The following is a 17,903-nucleotide window of genomic DNA, read 5'->3' as shown; positions in this document are numbered from 1 at the left end:
ACGGCCTTTCCGTCAGTGATTGTCGCGCGGGATGCCCATGGTCTGGGCGACGCGCTGGTACTTGACGGCGGGCTTCAGCACCATGCCCTCGTCGAGCTGGTCGACGATGCCGCGCTGGATCTCCTGCCAGGGGGTCTGCGACGGCGGGATCGGGTAGCCGCCCGCGGCCTCCAGAGCGGCCCGGCGGTCGGCCAGTTCGCCCTCCGAGATCAGGATGTCGGCGCTGCCGCGGCGCAGGTCGATGCGCACCCGGTCGCCGCTGCGCAGCAGGGCCAGCCCACCGCCCGCCGCCGCCTCCGGGGACGCGTTGAGGATGGAGGGCGAGCCCGAGGTGCCGGACTGGCGGCCGTCGCCGATGCAGGGAAGCGAATGGACGCCCTGCCGGATCAGCGTGGCGGGGGGCCGCATGTTGACCACCTCCGCCGCCCCCGGATAGCCGATGGGGCCGGTGCCGCGGATGACCAGGATGGTGTAGGCGTCGATCCCCAGGCCGGGGTCGTCGATGCGGTGATGGTAGTCCTCCGGCCCGTCGAAGACGACGACCTTGCCCTCGAACGCTTCCGGGTCCTGAGGGTTGGACAGGTAGCGTTCGCGGAACTCGTCGGAGATGACGCTGGTCTTCATGATGGCGGCGCCGAACAGGTTGCCGCGCAGCACCACGAAGCCGGCGTTGGGCATCAGCGGCTGGTCAATGGGGTGGATCACCCGCGTGTCGAGGATCGGCTGCTGGCGGCAGTTCTCGCCGATGGTCCGGCCGTTGACGGTGGGCGCCCCTTCGCGGATCAGTCCCTTGCCCATCAATTGGGCGACGACCGCGGGCACGCCGCCGGCACGGTGGAAGTCCTCGCCCAGATACTCGCCGGCCGGCTGGAGGTTGACCAGAAGCGGCACATCGTGCCCGTGGGTCTGCCAGTCCTCCACCGTCAGCGGCACGCCGATGTGCTTGGCGATGGCGTTGATGTGGATCGGCGCGTTGGTCGAACCGCCGATGGCGGAGTTGACGACGATGGCGTTGAGGAAGGCGTCGTGGGTCAGGATGTCGGACGGCTTGAGGTCCTCGCGGACCATCTCGACGATGCGCTTGCCGGTCTCGTAGGCGGCCTGCTGGCGCTCGCGGTAGGGGGCGGGGATGGCGGCGGAGCCGGGAAGCTGCATGCCCAGCACCTCGGCCAGCGAATTCATCGTCGAGGCGGTGCCCATGGTGTTGCAGTAGCCGGTCGAGGGGGCCGACGACGCCACCAGCTCGATGAAGCCCTGATAGTCGATCTCGCCGGCCGCCATCATCTGGCGGGCCTTCCACACGATGGTGCCCGAGCCGGTGCGCTCGCCGCGGAACCAGCCGTTCAGCATCGGACCGACCGACAGGGCGATGGCCGGGATGTTCACGGTGGCCGCCGCCATCAGGCAGGCGGGGGTGGTCTTGTCGCAGCCGATGGTCAGCACGACGCCGTCGAGCGGGTAGCCGTGCAGCACCTCGACGAGGCTGAGATAGGCGAGGTTGCGGTCGATCGAGGCGGTCGGCCGCTTGCCGGTCTCCTGGATCGGGTGGACGGGGAACTCGATGGCGATGCCTCCGGCGGTGCGGATGCCCTCGCGCAGCCGTTCGGCCAGGACCAGATGGTGCCGGTTGCAGGGGCTGAGGTCGGAGCCGGTCTGGGCGATGCCGATGATCGGCGCGCCGGATTGCAGCTCCTCCCGCGTCAGCCCGAAGTTCAGATAACGCTCCAGATAGAGCGCGGTCATGTCGGGGTTGTCGGGGTTATCGAACCACGCGCGCGACCGCAGCCGCCGGGCGGAGCCGATTTCCGGGTGCTGGGGGGAGGGTTTCGTATCGGACATGTCGGCACCAATTCGGGTTGGGGGCGCGGACCGGGGTCGGCCGGCGCAGGGGGTCGTTCGGAGCTTCGTTCGGGGCATCGTTGGGAGTGGTCCGGGCGGTGCGCCCGGCGCGTTACCAGTGGCTTACCAGTGGAAGGCGTCGGTGGTGCGCCAGCGCCCGACCAGACAGGCGTCGGCGACCAGTTGCAGCGGACGGGCGTCGACGTCGCCGGCCGCGTCCGCGATCAGATGGTGGAAGCGGCGGTAGATGCCCTGGTACTCGGAGTCGGGCTCGGCCAGCACGGGCACGCTGTCCACGCTCAGCCGCGTGCCGCCGTGGGTCAGGTCAAGCCGTCCGCTATCTGTCTCGATGACGATGGTCCAGGTCTGCTCGCCCTCCTGGAGGAAGTCGAAGGCGGCCGTCACCGTCCCGACGGCGGAGCCCGCAGCCCCTTCCATCCTCAGCGTCGCGGCGATGGGCGTGTCGCGGTTGGCGGGGACCCGCAGTTCGGCGTCGCGGACGACGACGGGCGCCGGCAGGATTTCGGTCAGGATCGACAGGGCGTTGATGCCCGGATCGAAGACGCCGAAGCCGCCGGCCGCGAAGATCCAGTCCTGGCCGGGGTGCCAGCGCCGCACGTCCTCCTTCCAGGTGATGGCAACGTTGCGGACAGTGGCGCCGGCCAGCCGCCGCCGCGTCTCTTCCACCGCCGCGTTGAAGCGGGAGTGCCAGGCGGCGAACAGCGTGCGCTTGGCCCCCTCCGCCGCGTCGAGCAGCAGGCGCAGCTCCGTCAGGGTGGCGGCCGGCGGCTTCTCGATCAGGACATGCTTGCCGGCGCGCAGTGCCTCCACCGTCAGGGCGTGGCGGACGGCGGGCGGCGTGCAGATCGCCACGGCGTCGAGGCCGGGCAGGGCGGCCAGCATCTCCGCCTGGCTGCGGAAGACCGGCACGTTGCCGAGCCCGGCCTCCTTCAGGGAGGCGCCGTGCGGGCTGACCACCGCGGCGAGGCGGAACAGGCCGGTGGCGGCGATGGCCGGGACATGCTGGTCGCGGGCGATCTTGCCGAAGCCGACGATGCCGAGGGTGAGGGGGGTTGGGGGAGGGGGGGCGGGACGGGTCATGACGGTCCTCACGCCTTGTTCTTGTTGTAGACGTCGATGGTCACGGCGGCGAGCAGCACCATCCCCTTGATGACCTGCTGCCAGTCGATGCCGATGCCCAGGATCGACATGCCGTTGTTCATCACGCCCATGATGAAGGCGCCGATCACCGCACCGGTCACCCGGCCCACCCCGCCCGACGCCGAGGCGCCGCCGATGAAGCAGGCGGCGATCACGTCCAGCTCGAACGAGACGCCGGCCTTCGGCGTGGCGGTGTTCAGCCTTGCTGCGAAGATCAGCCCGGCCAGTGCCGCCAGCACCCCCATGTTGACGAAGGTGTAGAAGCTGAGCCGCCGGGTGTCGATGCCGGACAGCTTGGCCGCCTTCTCGTTGCCGCCCAGCGCGTAGACGCGCCGCCCCACCGTGGTGTTGCGGGTGACGAAGCTGTAGAGCGCGATCAGCACGCTCATGATGATCAGCACGTTGGGCAGGCCGCGGTAGGAGGCCATCAATTGCCCGACATAGATCAGCACGGCGGCCAGCGCGACGTTCTTCGCCACGAACAGCGGCAGCGGCTCCTGCTCGATGGCGACGCTCTGCCGGCGCAGGCGCGCCCTGGTGTTCATCGCCACCATCGCGGCGGCCACGGCCGCGCAGAGCAGCAGGCTGGTCAGGTGGAACTTGCCCAGGTTGAGGGCGTCGAGCGCCAGGAAGTCGGGGATGAAGCCGGAGCTGAGACGCTGGAACTCCACCGGGAAGGGACCGACCGACTGGCCGGCCAGCAGGATCAGGCACAGGCCGCGGAAGACCAGCATGCCGGCCAGCGTCACGATGAAGGAGGGGATGCGCAGATAGGCGACCCAGAAGCCCTGAACCGCCCCGATCGCCGCCCCGGCCAGCAGGCACAGCAGCGTCGTGGTGACGAAATCCAGGTGGAGCCGCACCATCAGCGTCGCCGCCAGCGCGCCGATGAGGGCGACGACCGAGCCCACCGACAGGTCGATGTGCCCGGCGACGATCACCAGCAGCATGCCCAGCGCCATGATGACGATGTAGCTGTTCTGCAGCACGAGGTTGGTCAGGTTCAGCGGCTGCAGCAGCGTGCCGTCGGTCATGTACTGGAAGAACAGGACGATGGCGACCAGCGACAGCAGCATGCCGTACTCGCGCATGTGCGCCTTCACGAACCGTCCCATGGACACCCGCGGGCCGCGCGCCGGAAGGTTGAGTTCGGCACTCATGGCAGAGCCTCCCCGGACATCAGCGTCTCGCCGGAGCGCATGATCGCCCCCATGATCTTCTCCTGGCTGGCCTCGGCCGCCGGCATCTCGGCGACCATTTCGCCGGCGTTCATCACATAGATGCGGTCGGCGACGCCCAGCAGCTCCGGCATCTCCGAGGAGATCAGGACGACGCCCCGGCCCTCGGCGACCAGCTGGTTGATGATGGTGTAGATCTCATACTTGGCGCCGACGTCGATGCCGCGGGTCGGCTCGTCGAGGATCAGCACCTGCGGGTCGGCGAACAGCCATTTGCTGAGCACGACCTTCTGCTGGTTGCCGCCCGACAGGTTGACCGTCTCCTGGAACACGTCGGCGCAGCGGATGCGCAGCCGGCGCCGGAACTCCTCGGCCACCTGGACCTCGTGCTCATGGTCGATGACCCAGCGTTTCGCCACCCCTTTCAGGTTTGCCAGCGTGACGTTGTGGCGGATGTCGTTGTCGAGCACGAGGCCGAGATGCTTGCGGTCCTCCGTCGCGTAGGCGAGGCCGTTCGCCATGGCCCGGCTGATGGTGGAGACGTCGATCTCCCGCCCGTCGAGGAAGGCCTGCCCGCGGATGTTGCGGCCGTAGGAGCGGCCGAACAGGCTCATCGCGAACTCGGTGCGGCCGGCGCCCATCAGCCCGGCGATGCCCACCACCTCGCCGCGGCGGACGGTCAGGTTGACGTCGCGGACGACGCGCCGGCCGGGATGGGCCGGGTGGTCGGCGCTCCACCCCTTCACCTCGAACAGCACCTCGCCGGGCATGGTGGTCCGCCGGGGATAGCGGTCCGACAGGGCGCGCCCGACCATGCCGCGGATGATGCGGTCCTGGCTGACCACCGCCTCGCGGCAATCCAGCGTCTCCACCGTCGTGCCGTCGCGCAGGATGGTCACCCGGTCGGCGACCTTGGCGATCTCGTTCAGCTTGTGCGAGATGAGGATGGAGGCGATCCCGCGCGCCTTGAATTGCAGCAGCAGTTCCAGCAGGGCGTCGCTGTCGCTCTCGTTCAGGCTGGCGGTCGGCTCGTCCAGGATCAGCAGCTTGACCTCCTTGGACAGCGCCTTGGCAATCTCCACGAGCTGCTGCTTGCCGACGCCGATGTCGGTGATCAGGGTCTCAGGCGGGTCGTGCAGCCCGACCAGCCGCAGCAGTTCCCGCGCCCGCAGGGTGGCGGCGTCCCAGTCGATCACCCCGCGGCTCGCCTGCTCGTTGCCGAGGAACAGGTTCTCGGTGATCGACAGCAGGGGGACGAGCGCCAACTCCTGGTGAATGATGATGATGCCCAGCCGCTCGCTGTCGGCGATGCCGCGGAAGGCCTGCGGCTGGCCGCGGAATCGGATCTCGCCGTCGAAGCTGCCTTGCGGGTAGACCCCGCTCAGCACCTTCATCAGCGTCGACTTGCCGGCGCCGTTCTCGCCGATCAGCGCGTGGATCTCGCCCTCGCGGACCGACAGGTTGACGTCGTCCAGCGCCTTCACGCCGGGAAACGTCTTGGTGATGCCCTTCATTTCCAGGATCGGCATCGCCAGACTGGACCGCTCCAGGATGGAGTCCATGGGAATCCTCCGATCGCCCGGTCGAACCTCAGGCTGATGGCGGGGGGCGCCGCTTGGCGTCCGCCCCGCGCCGCTTCGTCACTTGAACTGGGCTTCGGTGTAGTAGCCGCTGTCGACCAGCGTGCTCTTCCAGTTCGACGCGTCCACGCTGACCGGTTTCAGCAGGTAGGCCGGAACGACCTTCTTGCCGTTGTCGTAGGTCTTGGTGTCGTTGACCGGCGGCGTGCCGCCGCCCAGCACCGCGTCGACCATCTCCACCGTGACCCGGGCCAGCTCGCGGGTGTCCTTGAAGACGGTGGCGCGCTGCTCGCCCGCCAGGATCGACTTGATCGAGGGCACCTCGGCGTCCTGCCCGGTCACCACCGGCATCGGCTGCGACGGCGAGCCGTAGCCGACCCCCTTCAGTGAGGAGATGATGCCGATGCTGATCCCGTCGTAGGGCGACAGCACGGCGTCGACGCGGCGGTTGCCGTAGAAGGCGCTCAGCAGATTGTCCATGCGGGCCTGGGCGGTGGCGCCGTCCCAGCGCAGGGTGGACACCTTGTCCATCCCCACCTGACCGCTGCCCACCTTCAGCTTGCCGCTGTCGATGTGGGGCTGCAGCACCGACATGGCGCCGTTGTAGAAGAAGTAGGCGTTGTTGTCGTCGGGGGAGCCGCCGAACAGCTCGATGTTGAAGGGACCCTTGCCGTCCTTCAGGCCCAGCGCGTCGACGATGTAGCTGCCCTGCAGCACGCCGACCTGGAAATTGTCGAAGGTCGCATAATAGTCGACATTCTCCGACCCCCGGATCAGCCGGTCGTAGGCGATGACCTTGACGCCGCGGTCCTTGGCCTGCTGGAGCACGTCGGTCAGCGTCGTGCCGTCGATGGCGGCGATCACCAGAACCTTGCTGTTCTTGGCGACCATCGTCTCGATCTGGGCGAGCTGGTTGGGGATGTCGTCCTCGGCGTACTGCAGGTCGGTCTTGTAGCCCTTGGCCTGGAACTGCTTGACCATGTTGTTGCCGTCGTCGATCCAGCGGGCCGAGGATTTGGTGGGCATCGCGATGCCGACGGTGGGCTTGTCCTGCGCCAGCGTCGGCGTGGCGGCAACGGTGAGGGCCAGCACGCCGACGGCCATCCCGGCCAGTGTGGTCGTGAATGAAGAAGACATGGGCCGATTTCCTCCCCCTTCTGCGGCACCGGGTTGGCCACACCCGCGGCTCTTGAACGGGTGTCGGGTGGCGCAATGTTTGTAAGGCTAGCAATCGGCCGAAAAACCATAACTGTCAAATACGATTATCGGCGGAATTCATATGCATTTGTATATCGCTTGAAGGACCCGGCTGCGGCGTTTCCAGCGCACGGCGCATCTTCGCGTCGGACGCCGCCCGCAGGGCGGCCAGGGCGGTGCGGGCACCCGGCGACAGCGGGCGGTCCTTCAGCCAGAAAATGCCGTAGGGCTCGACGCTGAAGCGTTTGTGGAAGGGCACGATGGTGCAGCTGCCGGTCGGCGAGAACACCTGGGCGAGCGCGCGGGCGAAGACGGTGACCGAATCATTCTCGGCCACCATCGCCAGGGAAATGACGGGGGAGGCGCTTTCGATCACCTTGCGCGGCGGTGGAACCCCCTCGGCGCGGAACAGCGCCTCGACCCGGCTGCGCAGCAGGCTGCCCAGCGGCTGGAGAATCCAGGTGGCGTCCACCAGATCGGCGGCGGTCAGCGGGCGGCCGAGCCGCAGCAGCGGGTGGCCGTCGCGGCAGACGAAGCACAGCTCCTCGCTGCTGATCTCCTGATACTCGAAGCACGCGGCGTCGACGTGGCCGGGCAGGCGGCCGACCGCGAAATCCATCACGCCCTGCTGCACCCGCTCGGCCAGCACGTCGCTGGTCTCCACCGCCACGGCGATCTTCAGGTCGGGGTGGTCGCGGGTCAGCGTGGTGATCACCGGCACCACCAGCTCCACCGCCGGGGCCATCACCGTGCCGATGGAGACGCTGCCGCTGTGGCCGGCCAGCAGGTCGTTCAGCTCCTCCCCCGCCTCCTGCAGGCCGCTGAGGATCGCCCGCGCGTGGCGGATCATCAGGCCGCCGTACCAGTTCGGCTCGACGCCGCGGCCATGGCGTTCGAACAGGGCGACGCCCAGCGACTCCTCCAGATCGCCCAGCAGCTTCGAGGCGGCCGGCTGCGACATGGTCAGGCTGGCGGCGGCGCGGTGCAGGTTGCGGTGCTCGTCCAGCGCCACGAAGAGCTGGAGATGGCGCAGCTTCAGCCGGGCCTTGAGGAACCAGTTGGCCGGGAAACGGTGCGGGGTCACGGGCGGGGCCTCCGGTCTGGCGACGGCGCCAACATACGAAATCTCGTATCGCCGGCGCCGATATTCGTATTGGACGCGTATCAGAACGCCCTCTATTGTTGGCATGGTCAACAAAATTCGGAACGGGACCGCGAGGGGGAGGCGAAACGGCATGCCGCAGGAGGTTCGTTGCGTCTGGCCCGCCCGGGCGCTTCTGGGCGAAGGCCCGCTGTGGTCGCCGGGGCAGGGCGCGGTCTTCTTCGTCGATATCCACGGATCGCGGATTCTGCGCCACGGGCTCCACGACGGGACCCAAATGGACTGGGCGCTGGAGGATGCGGCCTGCTGGCTGGTGGAATGCGCCGATGGTGATGGCTTCATCGCCGGGCTGCGCTCGCGCCGGGTGGTCCGCCTGCGGTTGGAGCCGGGCCGCGCGGTGATCGCCGGGGAACTGGCGCGGATCGACCCCGACCGGCCGGGCAACCGGCTGAACGACGCCAAGGCCGACGCGCAGGGGCGCCTGTGGATCGGCAGCATGGACGATGGGGAGGAAGCGCCGTCCGGCGCCTTCCACCGGCTCGACCCCGATGGCTCGATCGCGCGCGTGGACGAAGGCTACACCGTCGCCAACGGCCCGGCCCTGTCCCCGGACGGGCGGACGCTCTACCACACCGACAGCGCGGCGCGGACGATCCACGCCTTCGATGTCGACGACGCGGGACAGTTGTCCGGCAAGCGAACCCACATCCGCTTCACCGAGGGCGACGGCTATCCCGACGGCATGACCTGCGACGCCGAGGGCGGCCTATGGGTGGCTCATTGGGACGGCGGGCGGGTCAGCCGCTTCCGGCCAGACGGCACGCTGGACCGCGCGATCGCGCTGCCGGTGTCACGGGTCACCTCCTGCGTCTTCGCCGGTCCCGCCCTCGACCGGCTGTTCGTGACCACCGCGGCGCATGGCCGCCCCGACGAACCACTGGCCGGCGCGCTGTTCGAGTGCGATCCCGGCGGCGTGCGCGGCCTTCCGCCCGGCCGCTTCGGGCGTCCGCCGGGCTGACCGGCCTCTCCGCAAACCGACCCGTCAGAAGGACTTCACGGCCATGGTCTCCCGCCCCTACCGGGGAGTGTTCCCCGTCGTTCCCACCATCTTCACCGAGACGGGGAACCTCGACCTCGCCGGGCAGACGCGCTGCGTCGATTTCATGATCGACGCCGGCTCCGACGGCCTGTGCATCCTCGCCAACTTCTCCGAGCAGTTCGTGCTGACCGACGCAGAGCGCGAGTTGCTGATGGAGACCATCCTCGGCCACGTCGCCGGGCGGGTGCCGGTCATCGTGACCACCACCCATTTCAGCACCGCCGCCTGCGCCGCGCGCAGCCGCCGCGCCCAGGAGCTGGGGGCCGCCATGGTGATGGTCATGCCGCCCTACCACGGCGCCACCATCCGCGTGCCCGAGGCGGGCATCACCGCCTTCTTCCAGCGGGTGTCCGACGCCATCGACATCCCGATCATGATCCAGGATGCTCCGGTCAGCGGCACCGCGCTGTCGGCGGAGCTGCTGGCCCGCATGGCGCAGGAGATCGCCAACGTCGCCTACTTCAAAATCGAGGTGCCGCAGGCCGCCGCCAAGCTGCGCCGACTGATCGAGCTGGGCGGCGACGCCATCGAAGGGCCGTGGGACGGCGAGGAGGCGATCACCCTGCTGGCCGACCTCGACGCCGGGGCGACCGGCGCCATGACGGGCGGCGGCTATCCCGACGGCATCCGCCAGATCATCGACCCCTTCCTGGCCGGCGACCGCGAGGCGGCGGTGGCGGCCTACGGGCGCTGGCTGCCGCTGATCAACCACGAGAACCGGCAATGCGGCCTCGCCACCGCCAAGATCCTGATGAAGGAGGGCGGCATCATCGCCTGCGACTCCGTGCGCCACCCGCTAGCGGACCCGCACCCGGCCAGCCGCGCCGGCCTGCTCGACGCCGCCCGCCGCCTCGACCCGCTGGTCCTGCGCTGGGCGCGCTGAGAACGGCGCCACCCCTCGCCAAACCGGGAGACCCATGATGACGACCATCACCGGCGAGATGCTGATCGGCGCCCACAGCCACCGCGGCTCCGACGGCGCCTTCCGCGCCGTCGATCCCGCCACCGGCGCGGAACTGGAGCCGGTCTTCGGCGGCGGTGGGGCGGCGGAGGTCGAGCGCGCCTGCGCGCTGGCCTGGGCCGCCTTCGACGCCTTCCGCGAGACCGGGCTGGAGGCGCGGGCCGCCTTCCTGGAGACCATCGCCGCGAACATCCTCGACCTCGGCGACGAATTGATCGTCCGCGCCATGGCCGAGAGCGGCCTGCCGCGCCCGCGGCTGGAGGGGGAGCGCGGACGCACCGTTGGCCAGCTCCGCCTGTTCGCCCAGACGGTGCGCGAGGGCGGCTGGCTGGAGGCCCGCATCGACCCAGCTCAGCCGGACCGCAAGCCGCTGCCGCGCCCCGACGTCCGGCAGCGCCACATCCCGCTCGGCCCGGTCGCGGTGTTCGGCGCGTCCAATTTCCCGCTGGCCTTCTCGGTGGCGGGCGGCGACACCGCCTCCGCGTTGGCCGCCGGCTGCCCGGTGGTGGTCAAGGGCCATTCCGCCCATCCCGGCACGTCGGAGCTGGTCGGCCGGGCCCTCCAGGCAGCGGTGGCCTCCTGCGGGTTGCCCGAGGGCGTCTTCTCGCTGCTGTTCGGCGTCGGCAACCCCATCGGAACGGCGCTGGTGTCCGACCCGCGCATCAAGGCGGTGGGCTTCACCGGTTCGCGCGGCGGCGGCCTTGCCCTGATGGAAGCGGCGGCCCGCCGGCCCGAGCCGATCCCGGTCTATGCGGAGATGAGCAGCATCAACCCGGTCTTCCTGATGCCGGCGGCGCTGGCCGCGCGGGCGGAGGCGCTGGGCAAGGGCTTCGTGGCCTCGCTGACCATGGGCGCCGGCCAATTCTGCACCAACCCCGGCATCCTGCTGGGCGTCGACGGGCCGGACCTCGACCGCTTCCTGGCCGCCGCGGTGGGCGCGCTGGGCGGCAGCGCCGCCGCGACCATGCTGACCCCGGCCATCCAGGCTGCCTATGATTCGGGGGTGGCGCGGCTGTCCGGCAGCGCCGCCGTGGCAACGCTCGCCCGCGGGCTGGCCTGTTCCGGCCCCAACCAGGCGCAGGCCGCCCTGTTCGGCACGACGGCCGACGCCTTCCTCGCCGACACGGCCCTGCAGGACGAGGTGTTCGGGGCGGCGTCGCTGCTGATCCGTTGCCCGGACGTCGCGGCGATGCGGACCGTCGCCGAGCGGCTGGAGGGCCAGCTCACTGCGACCGTGCAGATGGAACCGGCGGACGGCGATGCCGTGGCGGCGCTGCTGCCGACGCTGGAGCGCAAGGCGGGCCGCATCCTGGCCAACGGCTGGCCGACCGGCGTCGAGGTCTGCCACGCCATGGTGCATGGCGGCCCCTTCCCGGCGACCTCCGACAGCCGGACCACCTCGGTCGGGACCTTGGCGATCCGGCGCTTCTTGCGTCCGGTCTGCTACCAGGACATCCCCGCCGCCCTGCTCCCGGAGGCGCTGCGCGACGGCAACCCGCTCGGCCTGTGGCGGCGGATCGACGGCGTGCCCGGACGGGGCTGAGAGGAGGATCGGCAACGCTTTGCCCGCATCGGGCGATCATGCCGGTTTGGATATCGCTTCGGTCGAGAATCGTATTGGACAGATATGGTTTTCGGCGCCTAATGTTGGCGCAACGAACAGATGCGAACGGGCGCCGCCCGGATCGATGACAAGACACCCCAGGGGAGTGAAACGGTATGTCCAGGACATGGCTGATCTCCGCCGCTGCCGCCGCGGCCTTGTTGATCGGGCTCGGCGGTGCGCAGGCCGCCGACAAGAAGCTGGTGGTTGGCTTCTCGCAGATCGGCTCGGAATCGGGCTGGCGCGCCGCCGAGACCAAGACCGCCAAGGCGGAGGCCGAGAAGCGCGGGATCGACCTGAAGATCTCCGACGCCCAGCAGAAGCAGGAGAACCAGATCAAGGCCGTGCGCTCCTTCGTCGCCCAGGGGGTGGACGCCATCTTCATCGCGCCCGTGGTGGCGACCGGCTGGGATTCGGTGCTGAAGGAGGCCAAGGAGGCGAAGATCCCGGTCGTCCTGCTCGACCGCCAGATCGAGACCCGCGACCCCGGCCTCTACATGACCGCCGTCACCTCCGACACGGTGCTTGAGGGCCGGGTCGCCGGCGAATGGCTGGCCAAGCAGACCGGCGGCACCTGCAACGTGGTGGAACTCCAGGGCACCGTCGGCTCCTCCCCCGCCATCAACCGCAAGAAGGGCTTCGACGAGGTCGTCGCCAAGAACTCCGGCATGAAGATCGTCCGCACCCAGTCCGGCGACTTCACCCGCGCCAAGGGCAAGGAGGTGATGGAGAGCTTCATCAAGGCGGAGAACGGCGGCAAGGGCATCTGCGCGGTTTACGCCCACAACGACGACATGGCAGTCGGCGCCATCCAGGCGATCAAGGAGGCCGGGCTGAAGCCGGGCAAGGACATCCTGGTCGTGTCCATCGACGGCGTGCCCGACATCTTCAAGGCGATGGCCGAGGGAGAGGCGAACGCGACCGTGGAGCTGACGCCGAACATGGCCGGCCCGGCCTTCGATGCCCTGGTCGCGTTCAAGAAGGACGGCAAGGCGCCGCCGAAATGGATCCAGACGGAATCGGCGCTGTTCACCCCCGACACCGCCAAGGCCGAGTACGAACGCCGCAAGGACGCCTACTGACCCGGCCGTCCCACGGCACCGCCGGCGAGGCCCCCCGCATGACGGACCCCACCCCCACCGCGTCGCCGCCGCTGCTGGCGGTGCGCGGCCTGTCCAAGGCCTTCCTGGGCGTCCAGGCGCTCGACGGCGTCGATTTCACCGTGCGCCACGGCGAGATCCACGCGCTGCTCGGCGAGAACGGCGCCGGCAAGTCGACGCTGATCAAGACGCTGACCGGCGTCTACCAGCGCGACGCCGGCACCGTGACGCTGGAAGGGCGGGCCATCGCCCCCCGCGGCGTGGAGGAGGCGCAACGCCTGCACATCGGCACCGTGTACCAGGAGGTGAACCTGCTGCCGAACCTGTCGGTGGCGGAGAACCTGTTCCTTGGCCGCCAGCCGATGCGATTCGGCTTGGTTGACCGCGGCGCCATGCGGCGGCGGGCGCGGGCGGTGCTGATCCCCTACGGCCTGTCCCTGGACGTGACGGCGCCGCTCGGCCGCTTCTCGGTGGCGACGCAGCAGATCGTCGCTATCGCCCGCGCAGTGGACATGTCGGCCAAGGTGCTGATCCTCGACGAGCCGACCGCCAGCCTCGACGCGCAGGAGGTGGCGGTCCTGTTCAAGGTGATGCGGACCCTGCGCTCGCGTGGCATCGGCATCGTCTTCGTCACCCATTTCCTCGACCAAGTCTACGCGCTGTGCGACCGCATCACCGTGCTGCGCAACGGCCTTCTGGTCGGGGAGCGGCGCACCGCGGAGCTGCCGCGCCTCGATCTCGTCGCCATGATGCTGGGGCGGGAGTTGGAGGCGGCAGCCCACCGCATCGCCCCGCCGGGGAACGACGGGGAGGAGGACGCTCGGCCGCCGCTGGTCCGCTTCCGCGGCTACGGCAAGGCGCGCAGCGTCGAGCCCTTCGACCTCGACATCCGCCCCGGCGAGGTGGTCGGGCTCGCCGGGCTGCTCGGCTCCGGACGGACGGAGACGGCGCGGCTGGTCTTCGGCATGGACCGCGCCGACCGCGGCGAGGCGGCGGTGGACGGTCAAGCGGTGCGGCTGCGCGGGCCGCGCGACGCCATCCGGCTCGGCTTCGGCTTTTGCCCGGAGGACCGCAAGAAGGAGGGCATCGTCGGCGCGCTGTCGGTGCGCGAGAACATCATCCTGGCGCTCCAGGCCCGCCAGGGCTGGCTGCGGCCGATCCCGCGCCGCCGCCAGGAGGAGATCGCCGACCGCTTCATCCGCCTGCTCGACATCCGCACGCCGCACGCGGAGCAGCCGATCCAGCTGCTGTCCGGCGGCAACCAGCAGAAGGCGCTGCTGGCCCGCTGGCTGGCGACCGAGCCGCGCCTGCTGATCCTCGACGAGCCGACGCGCGGCATCGACGTCGGTGCCCACGCCGAGATCATCCGCCTGATCGAGCGGCTGTGCGCCGACGGCATGGCCCTGCTGGTCGTCTCGTCGGAGCTGGAGGAGATCGTCGCCTACAGCCGCCGCGTCGTCGTGCTGCGCGACCGCCGCCATGTGGCGGAGCTGAGGGGAGGGGAGGTCGCCGTGGACCGCATCGTCGCCGCCATCGCGTCGGAGCCCGTTCCCGTGGAGCCCCGCCCATGACGCGGCCGGCCCCCGGCCCGTCGCGCAACCTGCCGCAATACGGCGCGCTGGCCGCCGTGCTGCTGGCCAACTGGCTGCTCTTCCCCGACTTCTTCTCCATCCGCCTTCAGGACGGCCGGCTGTTCGGCAGCCTGATCGACGTGCTGAACCGCGGCGCCCCGGTGGCGCTGCTCGCCATCGGCATGACCATGGTCATCGCCACCCGCGGCGTCGATCTGTCGGTGGGGGCGGTGATGGCGATCTCCGGCGCGGTCGCCGCCACCCTGACCCAAGCGGGCTGGGGCTTGGCCCCGGTGCTGGCAGCGTCGCTGGGCGCCGGCCTGCTCTGCGGGCTGTGGAACGGGCTGCTGGTGGCGGTCCTGCGCATCCAGCCGATCATCGCCACGCTGATCCTGATGGTCGCCGGCCGCGGCATCGCCCAGTTGGTCACCGAGGGGCAGATCGTCACCTTCACCAGCCCCGGCCTCGCCTTCATCGGCAGCGGGTCCTTCCTGACTGTGCCGATGCCGGTGGTCATCACCGCCGTCCTGCTGGGGGTGACCGCGCTGCTGGTCCGGATGACCGCGCTGGGGCTGATGATCGAGGCAGTCGGCGTCAACCAGCTGTCCAGCGCCGGGGCGGGCGTCAACACGCCCGTCGTCCTGGTCGCCGTCTATGTCTGGTGCGGCCTGTGCGCCGCCGTTGCCGGTCTGGTGGTCGCCGCCGACATCCGCGGCGCCGACGCCAACAACGCCGGACTATGGCTGGAGCTGGACGCCATCCTGGCGGTGGTGGTCGGCGGCACGTCCCTGCTCGGCGGCCGGTTCGGGCTGCTGCGGTCCGTGGTCGGGGCGCTGATCCTCCAGGCGATGAACACCGGCATCCTGCTGAGCGGTTTCAAGCCGGAGTTCAACCTGATCGTCAAGGCGGGAGTCCTGATGGTCGTCCTGCTGCTGCAGTCGCCGACCCTGACGCTGTTCCTGCCGCGTCCGGCAAGTCCCCGGCCAATCCGGCCGCCGGCCAAGCCCGAGAGCCCAAGCCCGAGCGCGGGAGCGTGACGTCATGATCCACCGTTTCCTTCCCCTGCTGGTGACCAGCGCTGTCCTGGTGGTCGGCTTCCTGCTCTGCGCCGCGCAGTTCCCCGCCTTCGCCTCGTTGCGGGTCGTCGGCAACCTGCTGACCGACAACGCCTTCCTCGGCATCACGGCGGTCGGCATGACCTTCGTGATCCTGTCGGGGGGCATCGACCTGTCGGTGGGGGCGGTGATCGGCTTCACCACCGTGCTGCTGGCGGTGCTGATCGAGCAGGGCGGCTGGCACCCCGTCTCCGCCTTCGCCGTGGCGCTGGCGGTGGCCGGCGGCTTCGGGGCGGCAATGGGCGCCGTCATCCACGTCTTCCAGATGCCGCCTTTCATCGTCACGCTGGCCGGCATGTTCGTCGCCCGCGGCCTCGGCTTCGTGCTGAGCACCGATTCCATCCCGATCAACCACCCGCTCTACGCCGAGCTGGGCGATCTGGCGCTGCGCTTCGACGGTGGGGGGAAGCTGACCCTCCCGGCGCTGCTGATGCTGGGGGTGGTCGCCGCCGCGGTGGTCTGCGCCCATTGGACGCGCTTCGGCGCCAACCTCTACGCGCTCGGCGGCAACCGCCAGTCGGCAGAGCTGATGGGGGTGCCGGTGGGCCGCACCACCGTGGCGGTCTACGCCCTGTCCGGGTTGCTGGCCGGGCTGGCGGGGATCGTCTTCTCGCTCTACACCGGAGCCGGCTACTCGCTGGCGGCGACCGGGGTGGAGCTGGACACCATCACCGCGGTGGTGATCGGCGGCACCCAGTTGACCGGCGGCTACGGCTACGTGATCGGCACCTTCATCGGCGTGCTGATCCAGGGGCTGATCCAGACCTACATCACCTTCGACGGCAGCCTGAGCAGCTGGTGGACGAAGATCGCCATCGGCGTCCTGCTGTTCGTCTTCATCCTGCTGCAGAAGGGCCTGCTGGCGGTCTGGACCGGCCGCGGCGGCGCCCCGGCGGAGGCGTGATCCTGCCGGTGCGGGGGGCTATTTGGCGGGCGCGGTCGCCAGGGTGACCTTGTTCATGAAGTTCTCCGCCTGTCCCTTGACGACCAGCGGGAAGGCGTCGGCGACGGCGTCAATCAGCGGGTCGAGCCAGCTCTGCTCGGCCTTGGCGAAATCGTGCAGCACATAGCCGCTGACCCGGTCCTTGTCGCCCGGATGCCCGATGCCCAGGCGGATGCGCCAGTACTCCTTGCCGAGATGCGCGTCGATGGAGCGCAGGCCGTTGTGCCCGCCATGCCCGCCGCCCTTCTTCACCCGGAGTTTGCCGGGTGGGAGGTCCAGCTCGTCATGGATGACGACCACGTCCTCGGGCTTCAGCTTGAAGAACTGGACGGCCGCGGTGACCGACTGGCCGGACAGGTTCATGAAGGTCAGCGGTTCCAGGGCGATCACCTTCTCGCCGCCGATCGTGCCCTCGGCGGTCTGGCCCTGAAAGCGCTTGCGCCAGGGGCCGAAGCCGTGACGGCGGGCGATCTCCTCCACCGCCATGAAGCCGATGTTGTGCCGGTTGCGCGCGTATTCGGCGCCAGGGTTGCCCAATCCCACCAGCAGCAGCATGGCGCATCTCCTCATCTCGGAACGGCGTAAGCCGGAAACGAAACAGGGGGCCGAAGCCCCCTGTCGCAACCCCAAAGGCGGCTTCCGATCAGGAAGCGGCGGCCTCGGTGCTCTCGGCCTCTTCGGACTTCAGGCCCGACGGGGCAACGATCGTGGCGATCGTGAAGTCGCGGTCGGTGATGGTCGAGGCGACACCCTCCGGCAGCTTCACCGCCGAGATGTGGATCGAATCGCCGACGTCGTAGCCCTCGCAGGAGATCGTGATCTGCTCCGGGATGTTGCCGGCGGAGACGGTCACGTCCAGCTCGTGGCGGACGATGTTGAGCACGCCGCCGCGCTTCAGGCCCGGCGACTTCTCCTGGTCGACGAACTCGACCGGAACCTGCACGGTGGTGCGGGTGTCGGCGGAGACGCGCAGGAAGTCGACGTGCAGCGGGACGTCGGTGACCGGATGGAACTGCACGTCGCGCGGCAGGACCCGGTGGGTGGCGCCATCGACGGTGACGTCGAACAGGTGCGTGAAGAAGCCCGCCTGGTTCAGAACGCGGGTGAACGCGAACTTCTCCAGCGAAATCATGATGGGGGCCTGCTTGCCACCGTAGATCACGGCCGGGATACGGCCATCACGACGGGTCTGGCGGGCGGTCCCCTTGCCGGCCCGGTCGCGCGCTTCGGCGCTGAGCGGAACGATCTGCGTCATCGGAAGAACTCCTTGAACGGAAAAAAGCGCCAGCCTCCAGGGGTGCTGACGCGTGGGCGCGGTGATTAAGCCATGCGGGGCGCGGCGTCAAGCGCGGAGTGGCCGGCTCATGGGTGGAGCCGTGGAATCGCGGGCAAGATCGACACGGATTTCACGGAATCACACACGGATGACACGGATCTTGTTGCTCCGGATGAAA

The 17,903-nt window shown here is 69.6% G+C and carries 15 protein-coding genes; 7 read left to right on the top strand and 8 right to left on the bottom strand.

All coding sequences use genetic code 11. The features are described from left to right. Positions 1-12: 12 nt before the first annotated feature. From FHW79_RS23180 to FHW79_RS23155, 6 genes are all read right to left on the bottom strand, one after another. Positions 13-1,839 carry an IlvD/Edd family dehydratase gene (locus tag FHW79_RS23180; protein WP_183181075.1) on the bottom strand — a complete coding sequence of 609 codons (1,827 nt, stop codon included), beginning with the start codon at positions 1,837-1,839 and terminating at the stop codon, positions 13-15. Between the two features lie 123 nt (positions 1,840-1,962). Further along, complete coding sequence (locus FHW79_RS23175) at positions 1,963-2,940, bottom strand: Gfo/Idh/MocA family oxidoreductase (protein ID WP_183181074.1); 978 nt, start codon at positions 2,938-2,940, stop codon at positions 1,963-1,965. Positions 2,941-2,948: 8 nt separating this feature from the next. Then, positions 2,949-4,160: a multiple monosaccharide ABC transporter permease gene (gene mmsB / locus FHW79_RS23170; protein ID WP_114858746.1), complete on the bottom strand. Its 1,212-nt coding sequence runs from the start codon at positions 4,158-4,160 to the stop codon at positions 2,949-2,951. Continuing rightward, positions 4,157-5,740 carry a multiple monosaccharide ABC transporter ATP-binding protein gene (gene mmsA, locus FHW79_RS23165; RefSeq protein WP_183181073.1) on the bottom strand — a complete coding sequence of 528 codons (1,584 nt, stop codon included), beginning with the start codon at positions 5,738-5,740 and terminating at the stop codon, positions 4,157-4,159. The genes mmsB and mmsA overlap by 4 nt, the downstream gene beginning before the upstream one ends. Before the next feature lie 78 nt (positions 5,741-5,818). After that, on the bottom strand, positions 5,819-6,895 hold the full coding sequence (gene chvE, locus FHW79_RS23160; protein ID WP_183181072.1) for a multiple monosaccharide ABC transporter substrate-binding protein: 1,077 nt from the start codon (positions 6,893-6,895) through the stop codon (positions 5,819-5,821). A gap of 115 nt (positions 6,896-7,010) precedes the next feature. Continuing rightward, a complete protein-coding gene (locus FHW79_RS23155; RefSeq protein WP_183181071.1) occupies positions 7,011-8,039 on the bottom strand; it encodes a LysR family transcriptional regulator in 1,029 nt (342 codons plus the stop codon). Positions 8,040-8,190: 151 nt separating this feature from the next. Between FHW79_RS23155 and FHW79_RS23150 the strand changes: the two genes are divergently transcribed. From FHW79_RS23150 to yjfF, 7 genes are all read left to right on the top strand, one after another. Beyond that, a complete protein-coding gene (locus FHW79_RS23150) occupies positions 8,191-9,075 on the top strand; it encodes an SMP-30/gluconolactonase/LRE family protein (protein WP_183181070.1) in 885 nt (294 codons plus the stop codon). 43 nt (positions 9,076-9,118) lie between these two features. After that, complete coding sequence (locus FHW79_RS23145) at positions 9,119-10,039, top strand: dihydrodipicolinate synthase family protein (RefSeq protein ID WP_183181069.1); 921 nt, start codon at positions 9,119-9,121, stop codon at positions 10,037-10,039. Between the two features lie 34 nt (positions 10,040-10,073). Beyond that, the gene (locus FHW79_RS23140) at positions 10,074-11,660 is read left to right on the top strand and encodes an aldehyde dehydrogenase (NADP(+)) (RefSeq protein ID WP_247884554.1); all 1,587 of its coding nucleotides are present in this window, start codon (positions 10,074-10,076) and stop codon (positions 11,658-11,660) included. 176 nt (positions 11,661-11,836) lie between these two features. Beyond that, on the top strand, positions 11,837-12,802 hold the full coding sequence (ytfQ, locus tag FHW79_RS23135; protein WP_183181068.1) for a galactofuranose ABC transporter, galactofuranose-binding protein YtfQ: 966 nt from the start codon (positions 11,837-11,839) through the stop codon (positions 12,800-12,802). 38 nt (positions 12,803-12,840) lie between these two features. Beyond that, positions 12,841-14,391 carry a galactofuranose ABC transporter, ATP-binding protein YtfR gene (gene ytfR / locus FHW79_RS23130; protein ID WP_183181067.1) on the top strand — a complete coding sequence of 517 codons (1,551 nt, stop codon included), beginning with the start codon at positions 12,841-12,843 and terminating at the stop codon, positions 14,389-14,391. Beyond that, positions 14,388-15,428, top strand: a complete 1,041-nt coding sequence (locus FHW79_RS23125; RefSeq protein WP_183181066.1) for an ABC transporter permease — start codon at positions 14,388-14,390, stop codon at positions 15,426-15,428. The genes ytfR and FHW79_RS23125 overlap by 4 nt, the downstream gene beginning before the upstream one ends. Positions 15,429-15,432: 4 nt before the next feature. Further along, positions 15,433-16,410 carry a galactofuranose ABC transporter, permease protein YjfF gene (yjfF, locus tag FHW79_RS23120; RefSeq protein ID WP_183181065.1) on the top strand — a complete coding sequence of 326 codons (978 nt, stop codon included), beginning with the start codon at positions 15,433-15,435 and terminating at the stop codon, positions 16,408-16,410. An 18-nt stretch (positions 16,411-16,428) separates the two neighbouring features. On the opposite strand, the gene pth is transcribed toward yjfF, so the two are convergent. Together pth and FHW79_RS23110 are read right to left on the bottom strand one after the other, a co-directional pair. After that, positions 16,429-17,004 (bottom strand): aminoacyl-tRNA hydrolase, encoded by a 576-nt coding sequence (gene pth / locus FHW79_RS23115; protein ID WP_109469403.1) that lies wholly within the window; start codon positions 17,002-17,004, stop codon positions 16,429-16,431. Positions 17,005-17,092: 88 nt separating this feature from the next. Beyond that, a complete protein-coding gene (locus FHW79_RS23110; protein ID WP_183181064.1) occupies positions 17,093-17,704 on the bottom strand; it encodes a 50S ribosomal protein L25/general stress protein Ctc in 612 nt (203 codons plus the stop codon). Positions 17,705-17,903: the final 199 nt, after the last annotated feature.

The sequence above is a fragment of the Azospirillum sp. OGB3 genome, from assembly GCF_014192915.1.
In the GTDB taxonomy this organism is placed as follows: Bacteria; Pseudomonadota; Alphaproteobacteria; order Azospirillales; family Azospirillaceae; genus Azospirillum.
The sequence above is the reverse complement of the archived record's forward strand: the minus strand, read 5'-3'. Positions and strand labels throughout refer to the sequence as shown.

Excerpts from the sequence above, each read along its gene's own strand:
- FHW79_RS23180 (WP_183181075.1), bottom strand. The coding sequence starts at position 1,839 with ATGTCCGATACGAAACCCTCCCCCCAGCACCCGGAAATCGGCTCCGCC.
- FHW79_RS23175 (WP_183181074.1), bottom strand. The coding sequence starts at position 2,940 with ATGACCCGTCCCGCCCCCCCTCCCCCAACCCCCCTCACCCTCGGCATC.
- mmsB (WP_114858746.1), bottom strand. The coding sequence starts at position 4,160 with ATGAGTGCCGAACTCAACCTTCCGGCGCGCGGCCCGCGGGTGTCCATG.
- mmsA (WP_183181073.1), bottom strand. The coding sequence starts at position 5,740 with ATGGACTCCATCCTGGAGCGGTCCAGTCTGGCGATGCCGATCCTGGAA.
- chvE (WP_183181072.1), bottom strand. The coding sequence starts at position 6,895 with ATGTCTTCTTCATTCACGACCACACTGGCCGGGATGGCCGTCGGCGTG.
- FHW79_RS23150 (WP_183181070.1), top strand. The coding sequence starts at position 8,191 with ATGCCGCAGGAGGTTCGTTGCGTCTGGCCCGCCCGGGCGCTTCTGGGC.
- FHW79_RS23145 (WP_183181069.1), top strand. The coding sequence starts at position 9,119 with ATGGTCTCCCGCCCCTACCGGGGAGTGTTCCCCGTCGTTCCCACCATC.
- FHW79_RS23140 (WP_247884554.1), top strand. The coding sequence starts at position 10,074 with ATGATGACGACCATCACCGGCGAGATGCTGATCGGCGCCCACAGCCAC.
- ytfQ (WP_183181068.1), top strand. The coding sequence starts at position 11,837 with ATGTCCAGGACATGGCTGATCTCCGCCGCTGCCGCCGCGGCCTTGTTG.
- ytfR (WP_183181067.1), top strand. The coding sequence starts at position 12,841 with ATGACGGACCCCACCCCCACCGCGTCGCCGCCGCTGCTGGCGGTGCGC.
- FHW79_RS23125 (WP_183181066.1), top strand. The coding sequence starts at position 14,388 with ATGACGCGGCCGGCCCCCGGCCCGTCGCGCAACCTGCCGCAATACGGC.
- yjfF (WP_183181065.1), top strand. The coding sequence starts at position 15,433 with ATGATCCACCGTTTCCTTCCCCTGCTGGTGACCAGCGCTGTCCTGGTG.
- pth (WP_109469403.1), bottom strand. The coding sequence starts at position 17,004 with ATGCTGCTGCTGGTGGGATTGGGCAACCCTGGCGCCGAATACGCGCGC.
- FHW79_RS23110 (WP_183181064.1), bottom strand. The coding sequence starts at position 17,704 with ATGACGCAGATCGTTCCGCTCAGCGCCGAAGCGCGCGACCGGGCCGGC.